The sequence below is a fragment of the Shewanella loihica PV-4 genome (assembly GCF_000016065.1).
GTDB lineage: Bacteria > Pseudomonadota > Gammaproteobacteria > Enterobacterales > Shewanellaceae > Shewanella > Shewanella loihica.
The window spans coordinates 1,164,214-1,179,799 of the sequence record NC_009092.1; the positions used below are offsets into that span (position 1 = coordinate 1,164,214).

The window sequence follows — 15,586 nt, forward strand, 5'->3', positions numbered from 1 at the left end:
CACAGAAGTGTTGCCGATACAGACAAATTACTTCTTGTAAGAAGAAGCGATGTTGTCGATGCGGTCGTTAGCACGCTTAGCTTCAGCTTGTGCGTCCATCGCAGCAGCTTTTGCATCTTTAACGTCAGCAGCAAGAGCACCTTGCTCAGACTTCAGAGAGCTAACTTCAGCTGATAATTGATCAACTTTGTTGCCTAGGTTAGCAACGCTTTCTTCTAGAGCAGTAGTGTTTGCGCAACCACCAAGAAGGGCAGTCATTGCTACGCCAGCAATCATCAGTACTTTTTTGTTCATTGGGAAATCCCTTTAAATAAGTTGGATTGAGTTGGAGCAGCCGAAAAGTACAACTGCAACTGGTTAATTATGTCATAGCCATTTTATTTTGCTATGAATTTTCACCCTAAGGTCGTAATACAATATCTCATGATTGTGCAAAATCAAGCTTGTCGAGGGTTTTTGCTCAAATTTTGGCTAATGATCACTAAAACTTAACCTTAAATTAGCTATGGCTTTGCATTTACGGCGGTTTTTCGCTTGTACTGGTCGATGACCTCGACCCTTTGCTTGTGTAACTGTGCCTTGATCTCGGCGCCCTTAAATCCCGCCTCTATGATAGGCTTTATCGCCACGTTGCGCGCCAGCTCAAAACAGTGCTGCACATAGGCCCCTTGGGGATAGGGGCGCTCCTTCAAGCCTGTGCGTCCCTTGCAGTCGGCTTCGCAGGCCAGCAGGAGTTGCGGCAATCGCTCGGGCTTACGCCAGAGATCGGCCTTGTCGAACAGCTTGACCATGGTCTCGGCTCGCAGTTCGAAGGCATTGTGGATGTTCTGATGCTGGTCGCTCACCAAGAGAGCCAGATCCCGGTAGTCGTTGGGGACGCGAAAGCGCTCGCACAGGGCGCGAATGAGCGGCAGGCCTTTTTGGCCATGGCCGTGATGTTTCGGCAGATGTTCCTTAGGCGACAGCGCCTTGCCAAGGTCGTGTACCAGGGCGGCGAAGCGCACCTGCTTGTCTTGGCTGAGTCTGGCGGCTTGCTCTAGCACCATGAGGGTGTGTATGCCGGTATCTATCTCTGGGTGCCACTGCTCTGGCTGAGGGATACCAAACAGGGCTTCTATCTCGGGAAAGAGTATTGCCAGGCCGCCAGCTTCTCTGAGCACCTCGAAGAACACCTGGGGCGCCTCTGTGCTCAGCGCCTTATCCAGCTCCTGAAATACCCGCTCAGGCGTCAGCGCCTCGAGCTCACCGCTTGCGGCGATGCGTTGCATCAGTGCCATGGTCTCTGGGGCGACCTTAAAGCCCAGCGGCTGAAAACGGGCGGCGAAGCGGGCGACCCTGAGCACCCGTAGCGGATCTTCGACGAAGGCGTCCGACACATGCCTGAGCAGGCGCTGCTCGATATCGGCCTGACCGCCATAGGGGTCGAAGACTCGGCCGGTTTCATCCTGGGCGATGGCGTTGATGGTGAGATCCCGCCTCAGCAAGTCTTCCTCCAGGGTGACATCGGGCGCCGCGTAGACGCTAAAGCCGCCATAGCCGACGCCTGTCTTACGCTCGGTGCGCGCCAGGGCATACTCCTGCTGGGTCTTGGGGTGGAGAAATACGGGGAAGTCTTTACCCACCTGGCGATAGCCTTTGTCGAGCATCTCTTGCACTGTCGCGCCCACCACCATGTAGTCACGATCTTTAATGGGAATATTGAGTAACTGGTCGCGGACGGCGCCGCCAACTAAATAGATCTTCACGTCTCACCAAGAGAAATCTTTGTATTGGCCTAAGCTTATCATGGCAAGTTGTTAAACCGTATCCTTTCGCCACTTCGATAGCAGGCTCGAGGCGCTGCTTTAACGCAATTATTTGGGGGGAATTTTTGACAACGTCTCCCCTAGGGATTAATTTGAACCGTCATTACTATTTTGGGACTGAGACGGCATGTACAAGGCGTTTTACGGACTTAGCGATAACCCGTTTTCGATCGCACCCAACCCTCATTATCTGTTCCTGAGTGACAGGCATCGTGAGGCGTTGGCTCATTTAACCTATGGATTGGGTGAAACCGGTGGTTTTGTCTTGTTAACCGGCGAGGTGGGCACGGGAAAGACCACAGTGTCGCGCTGCCTGCTCAACCAACTGCCCGAAAATACCGATACCGCCTTTATCCTCAACCCCTCGCTGACCGAGCTTGAGCTGCTGGCCACCCTGTGTGACGAGCTGGGGGTGCATTATGGCGAGTCGCCCACCCTGAAGCAGCTCACCGATAAGCTGAGTCAGTTCCTGCTGGCCAACCATGAGAAGGGGCGCAATACCGTCCTGATCATCGACGAGGCGCAGCATCTACGGGCCGAGGTGCTGGAGCAGCTTAGGCTGCTGACCAACCTGGAAACAGATACCAAGAAGCTACTGCAGGTGATCCTTATCGGTCAGCCGGAGCTACAACAGCTGCTTAAGCGTCAGGAACTCAGACAGTTGGCTCAGCGCATCACCGCACGTTATCACCTGCTGCCATTGACTCAGCAGGAGATCGCCCTCTATGTGCAGCACAGGCTTCAGGTAGCTGGACGTCACGAGCCGCTGTTTCACCGCAGCGCCATCAAGACGCTCCACCAATACAGTGGCGGTATTCCCCGCCTGATTAATCTCTTGTGTGAACGTGCCCTAATGGCAGGTTATGCCCAGTCTAAGGTGCCTATCGACGCCAACATGGTGAGAACCGCCGCCAGCGAAGTCTTGGGCGAGGAGATCAAGCAGCGCAAACTGCTGTGGCCGGCGACGGCCGCGACCCTGATCCTGGCGACCTTTGCCGGCGCCTTCTACTTCTTTAATCTGCAGGGGCATGGCGGCATAGCTCAGGCAAACACAGATCAGGCAAACACAGCTCAGGCAAATATGGCCCAGACTGGCGCAGTGCAGGCCAATGAGCCGAGTGCCACCGGTGCGCAGCAGGCTAATCAGAACCATTCACAAGCCGTCCAGACACAAACGCAGCCACAAACTCAAACCAATCTGGCAAGCCGCCAAGTTGAAGAGAGCAATGCCAGCCTGAGCGCCGATCAGCGCATATTGCGTCAGGCAATCAATCAGAGTCGCAGCATAGACACCGCCTACGCCGCCATACTCGGCCTGTGGGATAAGGCACCTTATGTTGGCCTGACCGCCTGTCAGTCGGCCAAGCAGCAGGGGCTGGATTGCTTCCAGCAGCAAGGCAACTGGCATTCCTTGGTACGCCTCAACTATCCCGCCGTGGTCTATTTGCAGGATGAGCGCGGCGAGCCCTTCTACGGAACCGTCGTGTCCCGCCAGGGCGAGCAGCTGTTGCTGCAGCTGGCGGAGCAGCAGCTGTGGGTCGACAGAGACTGGTTTACCCGCCACTTTGCCGGTACCTTCGAGCTATTGTGGCAGGCACCAAGCTATCAGCCTAAGGAGATAGGCCGAGGCTCGGCGCCGGCGCAGATCCAGTGGCTGGAGAATGCCCTGGCGCAGATCCAGAACAAGCCCGCCCGTTTGGTCGACTATTTCGATGCCGAGCTGGAGCAATCTCTGATGGATTTCCAGCGTCAGCATGGCCTGCGCGCCGATGCCATCGCCGGTAGCCAGACCTTAGTGCAGCTCAATCTCTACCTCAGCGATAAGGGCCCGAGATTGCAGGAGCAGCAAGTAGGATTGCAGGGAAGAGTGCAAGGCGAGGGACGCTACTGATGTCTATCCTTCTCGATGCGGTGACCCGCGCGAAACAGCAAGATCAACAGCTAGACCCTGTGATCACCCCAAGGGCCCAGTATGAGGCGATGCAGCCCAAGTGGCCTCTGGTCGTCAAATTAGGCTTGTTAGGTACTGGCCTTGGCGGAGCCATCGCCCTTGCCTGGGTGCTCAGTGGGCAGGGAGAGCTAGGCGCGCAAAAGCAGGCCGCATCAGTATCTAACGTATCTAGCATATCTAGCCAACAAACCTCAGCGATGCAGACACAAGCCCTGCCCCAGCAACAGCCCCAGCAACAGCGAGTGGCTGAACAGCCGACTGCCCAGCCTTCTCTTGAGCAGAATCCTCTGACAGGCATCAAGCTTGCGGGGAAGGTTGCCCTGCCATTGCCGGTGGAGCGCCCCAGTGCTCAAGCCCGGACGAGTGAACCCATGATGGCATCTACCACTCAGCCAAGGCGTCAGCAGGCCGCGCAAAGCCGTGTAAACCAAAGCCGTGCAAATCAAAGCAGCGTAAACACCAGCGCCACAAGTAATCAGGGCTATGTAAACGACCTGGGCGCAGATGAGCCGATCATCTTAGGCGCCAACGCCAACGAGCGTGGGCGAGAGCTGCTCAGCTCTCTCAAGGCGCAGGTGGACGAGGCGGCGGCCGATGTCGGCCTGGACGCTGCTTACGTTGAGGAGCAGCGCGCAAATCAGGGATTGGAGCAGGCTTTCGACCAAGCAAGCGAGCAACAAGCAGAGCCAGTAGCTGAGCAGCGCCCGGTAGTTAAGGATACCAGCAAGCTGGTAGCAGCCTTCGAGGCGGCGCTCAAGGAGGTGGAGAAGGAGAACGCCGTCGCCACACCCGTGACTCAGCCTAAGCTTGATCCTATTCCGGCGGCCCAGCCCGACGAGCTGCCCAAGTATGGCCAGCTACCTGCTGGCATTCAGTTGCAGGTACCCGAGTTTAATATTCTGGCCCATGTCTATGCCAACGATCCAAAGAACCGCTGGCTGAATGTGGATGGCGCGGAGCTGCAACAGGGCGACATGATTGGTGGCAAGCTGAAGATTGTCGAGATACGCCCGAGGGATGTGGTGTTAGAGGTGGCCGGTACCGAGTTTAAGGTGCCCGCTATCTAGGCGCAATTTGGGTAGCTGCTTAGCCTAAGTCAAATAAGCAGATGCTAAATTAGTAAGAAAAAAGGCGATGAATCATTCATCGCCTTTTTCGTTTGAGTCTTGTTTGGTCTCAGTGCCTAAACAAAGAATGTCTAGCCAAAGAGTGCCTAGCCAAAGAACTCGTAGGCCAGTAGCAACGTCAGACCATAACCACAGGTGTAACACAGAGCCAGTGCAGGCACATACTTGAGGTAGGTGACGAAGGTGAGCTCTTTCACCTTACTCATGGCGATGATACCCGCCGCACTACCAATCACCAGCAGAGAGCCGCCCACGCCTACAGAGTAGGTGAGGCCCAGCCACTCAGGGGTGTTAAGCACAGGTTCGGCCTTCAATAGCGCCGCAGTGAGCGGTACGTTATCCAGAATCGCCGAGCCGATACCCGTCACGAAGTTAGAGATGTTCGGGTCAAACTTGGCATAGACCTCGGTCAGTAGATGCAGGGTGCCAATCTCTTTTAGCATGCCCACGAGCAGCAAGATCCCCAGGAAGAAGAGTAGGGTTTCGAACTCTACCTGACGGATATATTCGAGGATCTGTAGCTCTTCTTTGTTGCTGCGCTGCAACGTGCCCATCAGGAACATCACCGACAGACCCGACAGGAAGGTCAGCACAGGCGGAATACCGAAGAAGATGTTGAGCACCATGGTCATTATGATGGTGATCAGGAAGATGAGGGCGATAAACACATCCAGCTTGCTGTATTGGCGCTTGATGGGGGTGGTGCTCACATAGCCTTCCGCCTTCAGCGAGAACAGCACCGCCAGCAGCATCACACTGGCCGCCGCCGGGATAAATAGCATAAGCAGCTGCGAGATATGGACATGGCCGCCGAGGAAGATCATTAGGGTTGTCACGTCACCGGTGATCAGCGCCACACCGCCCGAGTTCACCGCGAAGATGATGAGTACCGACATGCGGCGCTTCATCTGGCTCTCGAGTTGAAAGGTGGTCAACAAGCCCAAGGAAACCAGGGTCGCGGTGACGTTATCACAGATGGCCGACAGCACTAGGGAGAAGAGTGCCACCTGTATCATCAGCATGCGCACAGAGACCTTCTGGGGGAACAGCTTCTGCACCAGGATCTGAATCATGCCCTTGGCGTTCAGATAGGCCACGAAGGTCATGGTGGACATCAGGAAGAGCCAGAGGGTGGCGATTTCCAACAGGTTGTGGTCCAGTTCCTCTGCCACTAGGTGCTGGTGGCTGGGATCTCGCGCCGCAACAAACAGGGTGATCCAGGCAACACAGCCGAAGAAGAGGGTGGTTTTAGCCTTATTAATGTGGGTAACTTCTTCAAAAATAATGCTTAATAGCGCTAGCACAGCAAGTGTGATCAGGAAAATGTTGAGCATACATTTGTTCCTACGGCTGATAGTAAATCCCGTCCGGCAGAGGTGAGACGGCATGATTTACATCAAGGTTTGGTTAAGGTTGTTGTGTTAGGCGGCGATCTGACCATAGGATGGGATAATACGCAAGTGTTACCTTAGTCTAATTTCGCTTAAAAATGCGATCTCGCGCACATCGAGGCTTTTGAAATAGCGGAATATTTTTTGATTCCTTGAATCTGTGGTGAAAGCTGCTGAATTCTCGCCTTCGGTTTTACTGGATTTAGGGTATTCCCCTGAATATTGTCATTTATACAAGAGTCTCTACTGGCTGCGGCTGTCAAGTTGGAATAAATTGTTTACGTTTGGCGCCCTGCCAGGCGAATCGATGTTTAGCATCTCGAAATTGGTAGATGTGAGGCATGCCGATTTTGGTGGCAAAGCGTGGGGCGTGCACAGGCTCTGAGACGAAGGCCTAGGCTTTGAGCCAAATGTTTAGGCAAGGAGTAAAGGCCTAGGCTGCAAGTAAAGGCCTAGGCTGCAAGTAAAGGCCTAGGCTATGGGTAAAGCCGGGCAATAAAAAAGGACGCCTGGGCGTCCTTTCTGTTTTTCGTTACGATTGCTCGTTCGAATGACTGGCGCTAGCTATTACTTAGCCATGCGGGCGAAGACGCGATCCGCTGCGGCCAGCGTTTCTTCCAGTTCCTTCTCGCCATGTGCCATAGAGAGGAAGCCAGCTTCATAAGCGCTAGGCGCCAGGTAAACGCCTTCGTCCAGCATGCCGTGGTAGAAGGTGCGGAAGGCTTCTGCATCACACTGGGTGACCTGATCGAAGCGGGTTACCTGCTCCAGCTCGGTAAAGAAGAAACCGAACATGCCGCCCACATAGTTGATGCTCAGCGGAATACCATGCTTGTTGGCTGCGGCCTTGAAGCCTTCGGCGATACGCTTGGTCTTGGCGGCCAGCTCTTCATACAGGCCTTCGGCGCAAAGCTCTTCCATCTGCGCTAGACCTGCCGACATGGCAATAGGGTTACCCGACAGGGTACCTGCCTGATACACAGGACCTGTAGGGGCGATGAACTGCATCACCTCTTTACGGCCACCAAAGGCGCCCACTGGCATACCGCCGCCGATAACCTTACCCAGTGTGGTCAGGTCAGGCGTAATGCCGTAGTGGCCTTGTGCACCACTCTTAGAGACGCGGAAACCTGTCATCACCTCGTCGATGATCAGCAGGGCGCCATACTGGTCACACAGGGCGCGCAGACCTTCCAGGAAGCCTGGAATTGGCGGGATGCAGTTCATGTTGCCGGCAACTGGCTCAAGGATGATACAGGCGATCTCTTCTGGGTACTGTTCAAACAGTGTCTTCACAGATTCCAGCTCGTTGTAAACCGCGGTCAGCGTGTGCTTAGCAAAATCTTCCGGGATACCCGGAGAGCTTGGCTGACCTAGGGTCAGGGCACCAGAGCCCGCTTTTACCAGCAGACAGTCGGCATGGCCGTGGTAGCAGCCTTCAAACTTGAGGATCTTGTCGCGATTGGTAAAGCCGCGTGCCAGACGGATGGCGCTCATGGTGGCTTCTGTGCCTGAGCTCACCATACGAACCTGTTCCATCGAAGGCACCATCTCGATCACCTTCTCGGCCATGCGCACTTCAAGCTCGGTTGGCGCACCGAAAGAGAGACCATTCTCTACTGCGTCCAGTACGGCTTGACGGATCTTTGGATGATTATGACCCAAGATCATCGGGCCCCAAGAGCCAACATAGTCGATATAGGCCTTGCCGTCGGCATCATAGATGTAAGCGCCGTCGGCTTTTTCGATGAAACGTGGTGAACCACCCACGCCGTTGAAGGCACGCACGGGTGAGTTAACGCCACCAGGGATAGTTTTCTTAGCCTGCTCAAATAGGGTTTCAGAACGGGTCATTCTAGATCCTTTAAAGTCGTCGCCAGATTAAAAATCGGCTTTTTGTGAATACCAATTTACCGGACATTCGTGCTGTTCAAGCTGTGAATCAACACCTAATGTCAACGCAAACAGCGCCATGCGGATAAGCAATCCGTTATCTGCCTGTCTGAAGATGGCCAAGTTTGGATGACTGTTGAGGTCATTGTCCAGCTCGTTGGCCTGCTCTCTCGAATCGCGGGGCAGCGGATGCATGATCACTGTATTCGATTTGCAATGCTGTGTGTAAATATTGTGGTTTAAGCGGAACTTACCACGATACTTGTTGGCCTCTTCCTGTGAAGGAAAACGCTCTTCTTGAATACGCGTCAGGTAGAGTATATCAGCCTGATCTAAATTGCCTTCAAGTTGATCTGTTATTGTGATCTTATGCCCAGCATTTTCAATGTCATCGATCACATAGTCTGGCATTGCCAGCTCTTTTGGTGAGATCAGGGTGAAGCTCACATCCTTGTACATGCATAGAAGGCGCGACAGCGAGTGTACCGTGCGGCCAAACTTGAGATCGCCCACCATGGCGATGTGCATGCCGCTGATGCTGCGGCCACCGGCGGCCAGCTCTTTCTGAATGGTGAACAGATCCAGCAGCGCCTGGGTCGGGTGCTCGTTCGGGCCGTCGCCACCGTTTATTACTGGTACTCGGCTACCCTCGGCAAACTCACGCACCGAATAGGCATCGGGATGACGCATGGCGATCACATCCGAGTAGCTAGAAAGTACGCGGGCGGTGTCGTACAGGGACTCACCCTTAGAGAGTGACGAGGTGCCTATGCCGACGGTTTCGTTGACCTTGCCGCCCAGCAGGTTGAAGGCACTGCCGAAGCTGACCCGGGTACGGGTGCTGGGTTCGAAAAACAGATTACCCAGAATCGCGCCGTCGAGTACCGTGGTGCGTTTGCGTCTGAGGGCATAGGGAGTCATTCGCGATGCGACGCTAAAGATCTCTTGTACGGCATCTAGATTGAGTTGGTTTACCGAGAGGATGTGTGAACCTTGAAACTGAGTCATCAGCCTTTATTTCCAATTTCGGGGGGCAAAATGGCCGAAGCAGATGGTCATTTCGCCCTAAGTTATGTAGGGTGGCTGAGGCGACACTATACCAGACATAGCGAGGCGGTGGAATAACCCGCCTAGCAAATTTGCGTGTTGGCACAAGCTTTGTTTGGCTAGATCCTGTGAGCCAGATTGGCGCCGAATATAGAGTCGAGTAGCAGGGACGAGTGGTAGCGGCAAGAAGCGGGTAAGTGCGTCGATCGACTAAGGGTGGATTAGTTCGCATCTCAGGTTAACCTATTGAAACTAAAGGCGAGTCACGCGCGTGTCGCGCTATTCTCTTGTCTGAGTCGGCAGGCGTGTCGTGCTCAAGTCGTGCTGATGTTTTATCAAAGTCATGCTTAAGTCACGCATAAGTCGGCTAAACGCCGTGGTGGGGCAAGCTACCCGGGGCTAAGCTGGCATCTCCAATTAAACAGAGGGTTAAGGAAAACAATGATCATTCGTAAACTACGTCTTCAACGGGCCTGGTCGCAGGAGCAACTGGCGCAGCATTCAGGGCTTAATGTGCGCACCATACAGCGCCTGGAGCGGGGACAGAAGGCGAGTCTCGAATCATTGAAATCTTTAGCTTCGGTATTTGAGGTGCCTCTGGAGGCGCTGCAACAGGAGATGGATATGAGTATGACAATGGACAAGCAAACCGATGAAGCAGTTAATGAGAGCCTGGCGCCGATCAGCAGTGATGAGCGCGCCGCCATCGAATATGTCAAAGAGCTGAAAGGCTTCTACAGCAACCTGGTGACCATGGCGATTGTCTTGCCGCTACTCTACCTGCTGAATCTGATGATAAGCCCAGGTTATATGTGGGTCTGGTGGGTGGTAATGGGATGGGGCGGCGGCCTGGTGCTGCACGCCATCTCGGTATTTGAGCCTTTTAGCCTGTTTGGGGCGAGCTGGGAGAAACGCCAGATTGAGAAGCGACTCAAGCGTAGGCTCTAGCGTTAAGATTCAGATATAGGCGTCAGTCTAATGTCTTTAGGCTGGCGCCTGCTAAATCTGCCCTTGGTTGATCTCTTTTTGCAGCATCACCCAGCTGATCACTCCGACCACATTGTCGCGCTTATCCTGATAGATAAATACTTCGCCGCGACGCTCCTTAGAGAGAATGTCGTATACCTCTTTCAGGGTGGCGGTATCCACTAGGCCCTCTATGGGGTGACGGGTCAGGGTACTCATCTCCTCGGTGACCTGCAGCTCTATCTGCAGCATCTCCATCTGGCCCTGATTGTTCTGCATCAACACAGATCGCCCCTCGGCGCGCTTAAGCACCTCCAGCAGCAGCTCGTCGTTGTCTTTCACGATAACGAAGCGCTTGTCCATCACGGCGCGCACCCCCTGTTTCTGCAGACCAAGTTTGACCGAGGAGACCTTGTAGTCCAGCCCCATCAGCTCTATCTGCTTGTAGAACAGCGACTTGGTATTGAACGCCTGATGGGCGATCAGGAACGCCGGAATGGTCACGAACATGGACGGCAAGATGATGGCGGCGTTATTGGTCAGCTCCAGCAGGGCGACCAGGGCCGCCAGGGGTGCGCTGAGGCAGACCCCCATCATGGCCGTCATGCCTATGATGGTGTAGAGGCCCACATAGGGGGTGATGGTAGGAAACAACATGGCACTGACCACGGCTAGGATGGCGCCAATTAACGCGCCTATGCCAAATAGCGGGCCTATGATGCCACCTGGGATCCCAAGGCCGATGGCGGCTATGGTGGCGATGATTTTGCCCAGCAACAAGCCGACCAGTAGCGCAAGGCTGGGATGTTCGCTGATGGCGTGGCTGATGGCAAGGTCGCCGCTGCCCAGCGCCTGTGGCAGGAAGAAACCTATGATGGTGGTGATAAGCCCGGCGATGAGCAGGCGCAGGATCAGGGGATGCTGCTGTCCCTTAGCTGTGACTTTTAGCAGGGTGTGATTAAACAGGGCGGCGATACAACCCAGGGTGACGCCGCATAGCGCCAGTACGGGATATTGCGACAGGGGAATATGGCTTACCCCAATCTGGTCATATTCATGGATATTGCCAAACACCAGCTGGCTGGAGAGGGCGCCGCAGATGGCCGAGAGCATGATGGGGAAGAAGTAATGCACCTTGTATTCGCGCAGTATCACCTCGAATACGAAGATCACTGCCGCCAGCGGGGCGTTGAAGGTGGCGGCAATCCCGGCGGCGATGCCACTGGCGCACATGATGCGCACGCTGTTGTCGGGCAGCTTAAACTTCTCCGCCATCACGCTGGCGCTCACCGCCCCCAGATGTATGGCCGGGCCCTCACGGCCCACGGAGAAGTTGGTTGCCAAGGCAAACAGCGCCTGAAAGAACTGTCCCGGCGCGGACTGCAGGGGGATCTTGCCGTAGTGCAATTTCATCCGCTGCATCACGTAGGCGATCCCCATGCGTTTATAGCGCTTGGATCCCAAAACGGCCACAAACCAGATTAAGATCGCCCCTAAAAGTGGCAATAGGACTCGCCAGTCACCTAAGTTGCCAGTAAACTGCCACTCTTGGGTCTGGGTGAGCTGGTTGAGCCACAGCAGCAGAAGTCGAAACAATATGATCACGCCAGAGGCCACCAGGGCGAAGGCGAGGGCGAGGCCACAAAGCTGCACGCTGATCTTGGCCTGGGCCAATTTGTCTTTGAGGTCGGTATTCAGGTATTTCTGGCATTGCTGTATGGCGCTGTTTATTCTGAGCTGCACAGTAACCTTCCGGATCAATCGTTAGTAACGCTTCGCGGGGCGAATGAAGAAATTATCATAAGGGGCTAGTACTTAATGCCAAATTATCATCGCTGGGTCGATCGCATGCAAGTGCTCGAACGAAAAATTAGACCTTCGAGCGTTTATCTGTTTTGTTTAGTGATCGTGGCCTTCTTACTCGGCGTGTTGACCTGGGACCTCTGGTCCGCCAATCATTCGGTGACACCGACCCAATCCAATGGCCGCGAGGCCGAGCTGCGCCAGGCGCTCAAGGAGCAGGCCGAGGTGCTGGCCTCGCGTAATCTCGAGCTGTCGCTGGAGCGCGAAGCCAACAGTAACATGCAGAAGATGTTTCTCGAGCAGCATCAGAAACAGAAGTCACTCGACAGAGAGCTGGCCTTCTACCGCAGCATCATGGCGCCAGAGCATCAGGCCGACGGCGTCGCCATTCACGGACTGGAGATGACGCCGGGCCCACTGACCCATCAGTATCAGATCAAGTTAGTGCTTACTCAGCTGCAGAAGCGCAAGCAGGCGTTGAAGGGCCAGGCCAAGCTCGTTTTTGTCGGCGTGCAGCAGGGCAAGATAGTGACCCTGCCACTTTCATCGCTTACCGATGCCAAGTTTGCCTTTAGCTTCCGTTATTTTCAGACCCTTGAGGCGCAGATCACCCTGCCAAGCGATTTCGAGCTGTCTCGGGTCGAGACTGAGGTCATAGTGCCCGCCAGTCGCTGGAGTAAGGGCGCAAAGGCGCAGCAGAGCTTCAGCGCCCAGGAACTTCTGGCCACGCCAGAGGGCGACACTGACGTAGGTGCCCGCTCCGGCGGCGAGCCCAACGCGGTAGAGGAGCCCCATGGGGAGGAGGGCTATGCCCCCGCCGAGGAGGGCGAAGGTTCACAGATTTCAACAGAGCCACGACTATTACTTGAACAAAATAGTCAGGTATCGGATAATTCCGCTCAGCAAACCGATGTAAGAGGTAGTAATGACTGAACAAGCTGAAGATACAATGCCAATTCGTTTTACCGACGCGGCAGCGGCCAAGGTAAAAACCCTATTGGAGGAAGAGCAAAACGACGCGCTTAAGTTACGTGTGTACGTGACAGGTGGCGGGTGTTCAGGTTTTCAGTATGGCTTTACATTCGATGAGAAGGTCAACGAAGGTGACTTTACCGTTGAGAAACAAGGGGTTCAATTGGTTGTCGACCCAATGAGCCTGCAATACCTGGTAGGCGGTGAAGTGGATTACACCTCGGGCCTGGAAGGCTCTCGTTTCTTCGTTAAGAACCCTAACGCCACCACCACCTGTGGCTGTGGTGCCAGCTTCTCGGTTTAGGTCTAATCTCTTAAACCGAAAGCCGCGATGACGCCATTGAGCGCATAAAGAAAAAGCCAGCAATAGCTGGCTTTTTTGTATCTGTGTCCTTTATGACTCTAATAACTCTAGGCTGGTAGGTCACCGGCTTATTTCATGATATTCATGCTGTTCTTGATATGGCAGTAGGCCTTTACCTTAGGAGTGAAGGCTATCCACACCTGCACCACGGCCAGCAGTATCAGCACAGTGAACACTAACCAATCTGGCAGCTTGCCCTGCCAATCGCCCAGGTGAAAGGTCGAGGGACCGGCCACCAGATTGTCAGGATCATATAAGATCACCGGCAGCAGGCTCACCAAGACGAGCTGTATGATGGTGTAGCCCCTGAGCATATAGAGTCCAGCCTTCTGGCGGCCCAGCACGGCAATCACCATCAGCAGGGTCAGCATGCAAAACAGCACCCCCTGCTTGGCCATCAGGCCACTGACGGAGGCCAGGGTCAGCAGACTCAGCAGGGCCAACAGACGCTTGGGCAGCTTAGCCTTCACCGGCTGCTGGCTAGCGGCTTTTGTGAGTTCAGCGGCTTGTGCCTTGTCAGCCTGGCCGTTTGTCTCAGTCATCTCTGGCATCGACACCTTATTCTCTTCCATTATCTGAACCGAAGCGTTAACGTTAGCCGATCAGTGACGCGGCTTAGGCGTCAGACGCTGCTCAAGTTCGTAGGGCGGGATCACCACGCCCAGATCGTCCTGTACCGGGAACACGGCGACAAACAGGTCATCGTCCTGCATGCCAGGCACCCAGCGCTCTAGCCACTCGTCCAGCGGGATGGCCAGTGGGATGCAGTCGGCCCAGTCGTCGACGGCCCACTGCTTGGCGGATTCTTCACATGGCCACATAGGGATGCAGTCTTCATCTTCTGTGGTCAGCATGACGCAGCCATCGACATCCTGTAGGGTCCACAGTGTCTTGGTGGCCTTGGCTTGCTCGACGAGATAGTCGTAACGGGCCTCTGGGGTCATCTGGCTGGCTTGTTGTGCACTCTTGGTCATTGCTGTCTCTTTCATCAATTAGTGGCTGGGCCGATTGGCCGCCATGATAGCAATCTGCGCCGCCCTACGCTAACAGTTTTGTCCCTGAGATGGGCGGTGCAGAGCGCCTTGGATAATATTAGTTGTCGTGAGCAGTTGCCTTACTCTGACGGCTTACTCAGTTGCCGGGGAAGAGGCCGCCGAGCACGGTTTCCCGGCTGGCGCCCGTGACGGCCGGCAGGTTACCCGGTAGCCCCAGCTTGTGGCGCATGGCGAGCCAGGCGAAGGCGATGCCTTCCACCCACTGAGGATCGACCCCCAGGCTGGCGGTGGTATGCACCTGATAGCCTGGCAGCAGCGCCGCCAGACGTGTTAGCAACTCAGTGTTAAAGGCGCCGCCACCGCACACATAGAGCTCGGCCTTTTCGGTGAGCTTGAGGCAGTCGTTGGCTATGCTGTGGCAGGTGAGATCCAGCAGGGTGGACTGAATATCCGACTCGTGCAGATAGCCGAAATCGGAGGTCTGCTGCTCCAGCCAGGCCTGGTTAAACAGCTCGCGTCCCGTGCTCTTGGGGGCGCTGAGGGAGAAATAGGAGTGGGAAAGCATCTGCTTGAGTAGCTGCTCATCCGTCTTGCCGCTGGCCGCCCAGGCGCCGTCCTTATCGTAAGCCTCACCTTGAACCTGCTTGATCCAAGTGTCTATCAGGGTATTGCCCGGACCGTTATCGAAACCAATTACAGCGCTGGCATCCCCAGGCAGATAGGTGATGTTGGAGATGCCGCCTATGTTGAGGATCATCCGCTGGTGCCCGGTTCTCGCAAATAGCTGTTGGTGAAAGGCGGGTACCAGAGGCGCGCCCTGACCACCCAGGGCGATATCTTTGCGGCGAAAGTCGGCGATAACATCTATGCCCGTGAGGGCGGCTATGGTGTTGGGGTCGCCAATCTGCAGGGTAAAACCCAGCTCCAGGTTGGGCATGTGGCGCACCGTCTGGCCGTGGCTGCCGATGGCCATGATCTGATGTCTGTCGACGCCGCTCTTGGTCAGCAGGCCCTCCACCGCCTGGGCAAACAGCTTGCCGACGCTGCGGTCCAGTATGCCCATGCGGTTGATCTCGTCCGATCCCGACTGACACAGGCGCTGCAGGCCGCTCAGCAGATGGCTGGGCAGCGGCTCGGTATGGGTATCGACCAGGGTGATCTTATCGTCGCTGAAGTCGACCAATACCGCGTCGACACCATCCATGCTAGTGCCCGACATCAGGCCGATATAGTAATGTTTGCTCATCTAGATGTCCTGGGGTCTGTTGACCC

Annotated in this window: 14 protein-coding genes; 5 read left to right on the forward strand and 9 right to left on the reverse strand. The window is 55.2% G+C overall.

The window, feature by feature from the left end:
• Positions 1–27: 27 nt before the first annotated feature.
• Entirely contained in the window at positions 28–294 is a 267-nt protein-coding gene (locus SHEW_RS05200; RefSeq protein WP_011864811.1) for an Lpp/OprI family alanine-zipper lipoprotein, read from the reverse strand.
• Between the two features lie 209 nt (positions 295–503).
• Positions 504–1,745, reverse strand: coding sequence for a multifunctional CCA addition/repair protein (locus SHEW_RS05205; protein WP_011864812.1), 1,242 nt, complete (start codon positions 1,743–1,745; stop codon positions 504–506).
• A 187-nt stretch (positions 1,746–1,932) separates the two neighbouring features.
• On the opposite strand from SHEW_RS05205, the gene SHEW_RS05210 reads away from it, so the two are divergent.
• Positions 1,933–3,696: an ExeA family protein gene (locus tag SHEW_RS05210; protein ID WP_011864813.1), complete on the forward strand. Its 1,764-nt coding sequence runs from the start codon at positions 1,933–1,935 to the stop codon at positions 3,694–3,696.
• A complete protein-coding gene (locus SHEW_RS05215) occupies positions 3,696–4,823 on the forward strand; it encodes a general secretion pathway protein GspB (RefSeq protein WP_011864814.1) in 1,128 nt (375 codons plus the stop codon). Before SHEW_RS05210 ends, SHEW_RS05215 begins: the two co-directional genes overlap by 1 nt.
• A gap of 146 nt (positions 4,824–4,969) precedes the next feature.
• Here SHEW_RS05215 and nhaD read toward each other — a convergent pair whose 3' ends face one another.
• The 3 genes from nhaD to SHEW_RS05230 all read right to left on the reverse strand — a co-directional run bounded on the left by nhaD (position 4,970) and on the right by SHEW_RS05230 (position 9,175).
• Positions 4,970–6,217 carry a sodium:proton antiporter NhaD gene (gene nhaD, locus SHEW_RS05220; RefSeq protein ID WP_011864815.1) on the reverse strand — a complete coding sequence of 416 codons (1,248 nt, stop codon included), beginning with the start codon at positions 6,215–6,217 and terminating at the stop codon, positions 4,970–4,972.
• 624 nt (positions 6,218–6,841) lie between these two features.
• On the reverse strand, positions 6,842–8,128 hold the full coding sequence (hemL, locus tag SHEW_RS05225; protein ID WP_011864816.1) for a glutamate-1-semialdehyde 2,1-aminomutase: 1,287 nt from the start codon (positions 8,126–8,128) through the stop codon (positions 6,842–6,844).
• A 27-nt stretch (positions 8,129–8,155) separates the two neighbouring features.
• Complete coding sequence (locus SHEW_RS05230; RefSeq protein ID WP_011864817.1) at positions 8,156–9,175, reverse strand: aspartate carbamoyltransferase; 1,020 nt, start codon at positions 9,173–9,175, stop codon at positions 8,156–8,158.
• Between the two features lie 480 nt (positions 9,176–9,655).
• On the opposite strand from SHEW_RS05230, the gene SHEW_RS05235 reads away from it, so the two are divergent.
• The gene (locus tag SHEW_RS05235; RefSeq protein WP_011864818.1) at positions 9,656–10,162 is read left to right on the forward strand and encodes a 2TM domain-containing protein; all 507 of its coding nucleotides are present in this window, start codon (positions 9,656–9,658) and stop codon (positions 10,160–10,162) included.
• Between the two features lie 51 nt (positions 10,163–10,213).
• Here SHEW_RS05235 and SHEW_RS05240 read toward each other — a convergent pair whose 3' ends face one another.
• On the reverse strand, positions 10,214–11,923 hold the full coding sequence (locus SHEW_RS05240; protein WP_011864819.1) for a chloride channel protein: 1,710 nt from the start codon (positions 11,921–11,923) through the stop codon (positions 10,214–10,216).
• 75 nt (positions 11,924–11,998) lie between these two features.
• On the opposite strand from SHEW_RS05240, the gene SHEW_RS05245 reads away from it, so the two are divergent.
• Complete coding sequence (locus SHEW_RS05245) at positions 11,999–12,916, forward strand: DUF6776 family protein (RefSeq protein WP_011864820.1); 918 nt, start codon at positions 11,999–12,001, stop codon at positions 12,914–12,916.
• Positions 12,909–13,259, forward strand: a complete 351-nt coding sequence (gene erpA / locus SHEW_RS05250) for an iron-sulfur cluster insertion protein ErpA (protein WP_011864821.1) — start codon at positions 12,909–12,911, stop codon at positions 13,257–13,259. Before SHEW_RS05245 ends, erpA begins: the two co-directional genes overlap by 8 nt.
• 128 nt (positions 13,260–13,387) lie before the next feature.
• On the opposite strand, the gene SHEW_RS05255 is transcribed toward erpA, so the two are convergent.
• From SHEW_RS05255 to SHEW_RS05265, 3 genes are all read right to left on the reverse strand, one after another.
• Entirely contained in the window at positions 13,388–13,861 is a 474-nt protein-coding gene (locus SHEW_RS05255) for a hypothetical protein (protein WP_011864822.1), read from the reverse strand.
• Positions 13,862–13,921: 60 nt separating this feature from the next.
• A complete protein-coding gene (locus SHEW_RS05260) occupies positions 13,922–14,293 on the reverse strand; it encodes a DUF2750 domain-containing protein (protein ID WP_398351021.1) in 372 nt (123 codons plus the stop codon).
• 157 nt (positions 14,294–14,450) lie between these two features.
• Entirely contained in the window at positions 14,451–15,560 is a 1,110-nt protein-coding gene (locus tag SHEW_RS05265) for an anhydro-N-acetylmuramic acid kinase (RefSeq protein ID WP_011864824.1), read from the reverse strand.
• Positions 15,561–15,586: the final 26 nt, after the last annotated feature.

Bases quoted from the DNA above. Each gene is read 5' to 3' on its own strand.
- SHEW_RS05200 (WP_011864811.1), bottom strand. From the start codon at position 294: ATGAACAAAAAAGTACTGATGATTGCTGGCGTAGCAATGACTGCCCTT.
- SHEW_RS05210 (WP_011864813.1), top strand. From the start codon at position 1,933: ATGTACAAGGCGTTTTACGGACTTAGCGATAACCCGTTTTCGATCGCA.
- SHEW_RS05215 (WP_011864814.1), top strand. From the start codon at position 3,696: ATGTCTATCCTTCTCGATGCGGTGACCCGCGCGAAACAGCAAGATCAA.
- nhaD (WP_011864815.1), bottom strand. From the start codon at position 6,217: ATGCTCAACATTTTCCTGATCACACTTGCTGTGCTAGCGCTATTAAGC.
- hemL (WP_011864816.1), bottom strand. From the start codon at position 8,128: ATGACCCGTTCTGAAACCCTATTTGAGCAGGCTAAGAAAACTATCCCT.
- SHEW_RS05230 (WP_011864817.1), bottom strand. From the start codon at position 9,175: ATGACTCAGTTTCAAGGTTCACACATCCTCTCGGTAAACCAACTCAAT.
- SHEW_RS05235 (WP_011864818.1), top strand. From the start codon at position 9,656: ATGATCATTCGTAAACTACGTCTTCAACGGGCCTGGTCGCAGGAGCAA.
- SHEW_RS05245 (WP_011864820.1), top strand. From the start codon at position 11,999: ATGCCAAATTATCATCGCTGGGTCGATCGCATGCAAGTGCTCGAACGA.
- erpA (WP_011864821.1), top strand. From the start codon at position 12,909: ATGACTGAACAAGCTGAAGATACAATGCCAATTCGTTTTACCGACGCG.
- SHEW_RS05255 (WP_011864822.1), bottom strand. From the start codon at position 13,861: ATGACTGAGACAAACGGCCAGGCTGACAAGGCACAAGCCGCTGAACTC.
- SHEW_RS05260 (WP_398351021.1), bottom strand. From the start codon at position 14,293: ATGACCAAGAGTGCACAACAAGCCAGCCAGATGACCCCAGAGGCCCGT.
- SHEW_RS05265 (WP_011864824.1), bottom strand. From the start codon at position 15,560: ATGAGCAAACATTACTATATCGGCCTGATGTCGGGCACTAGCATGGAT.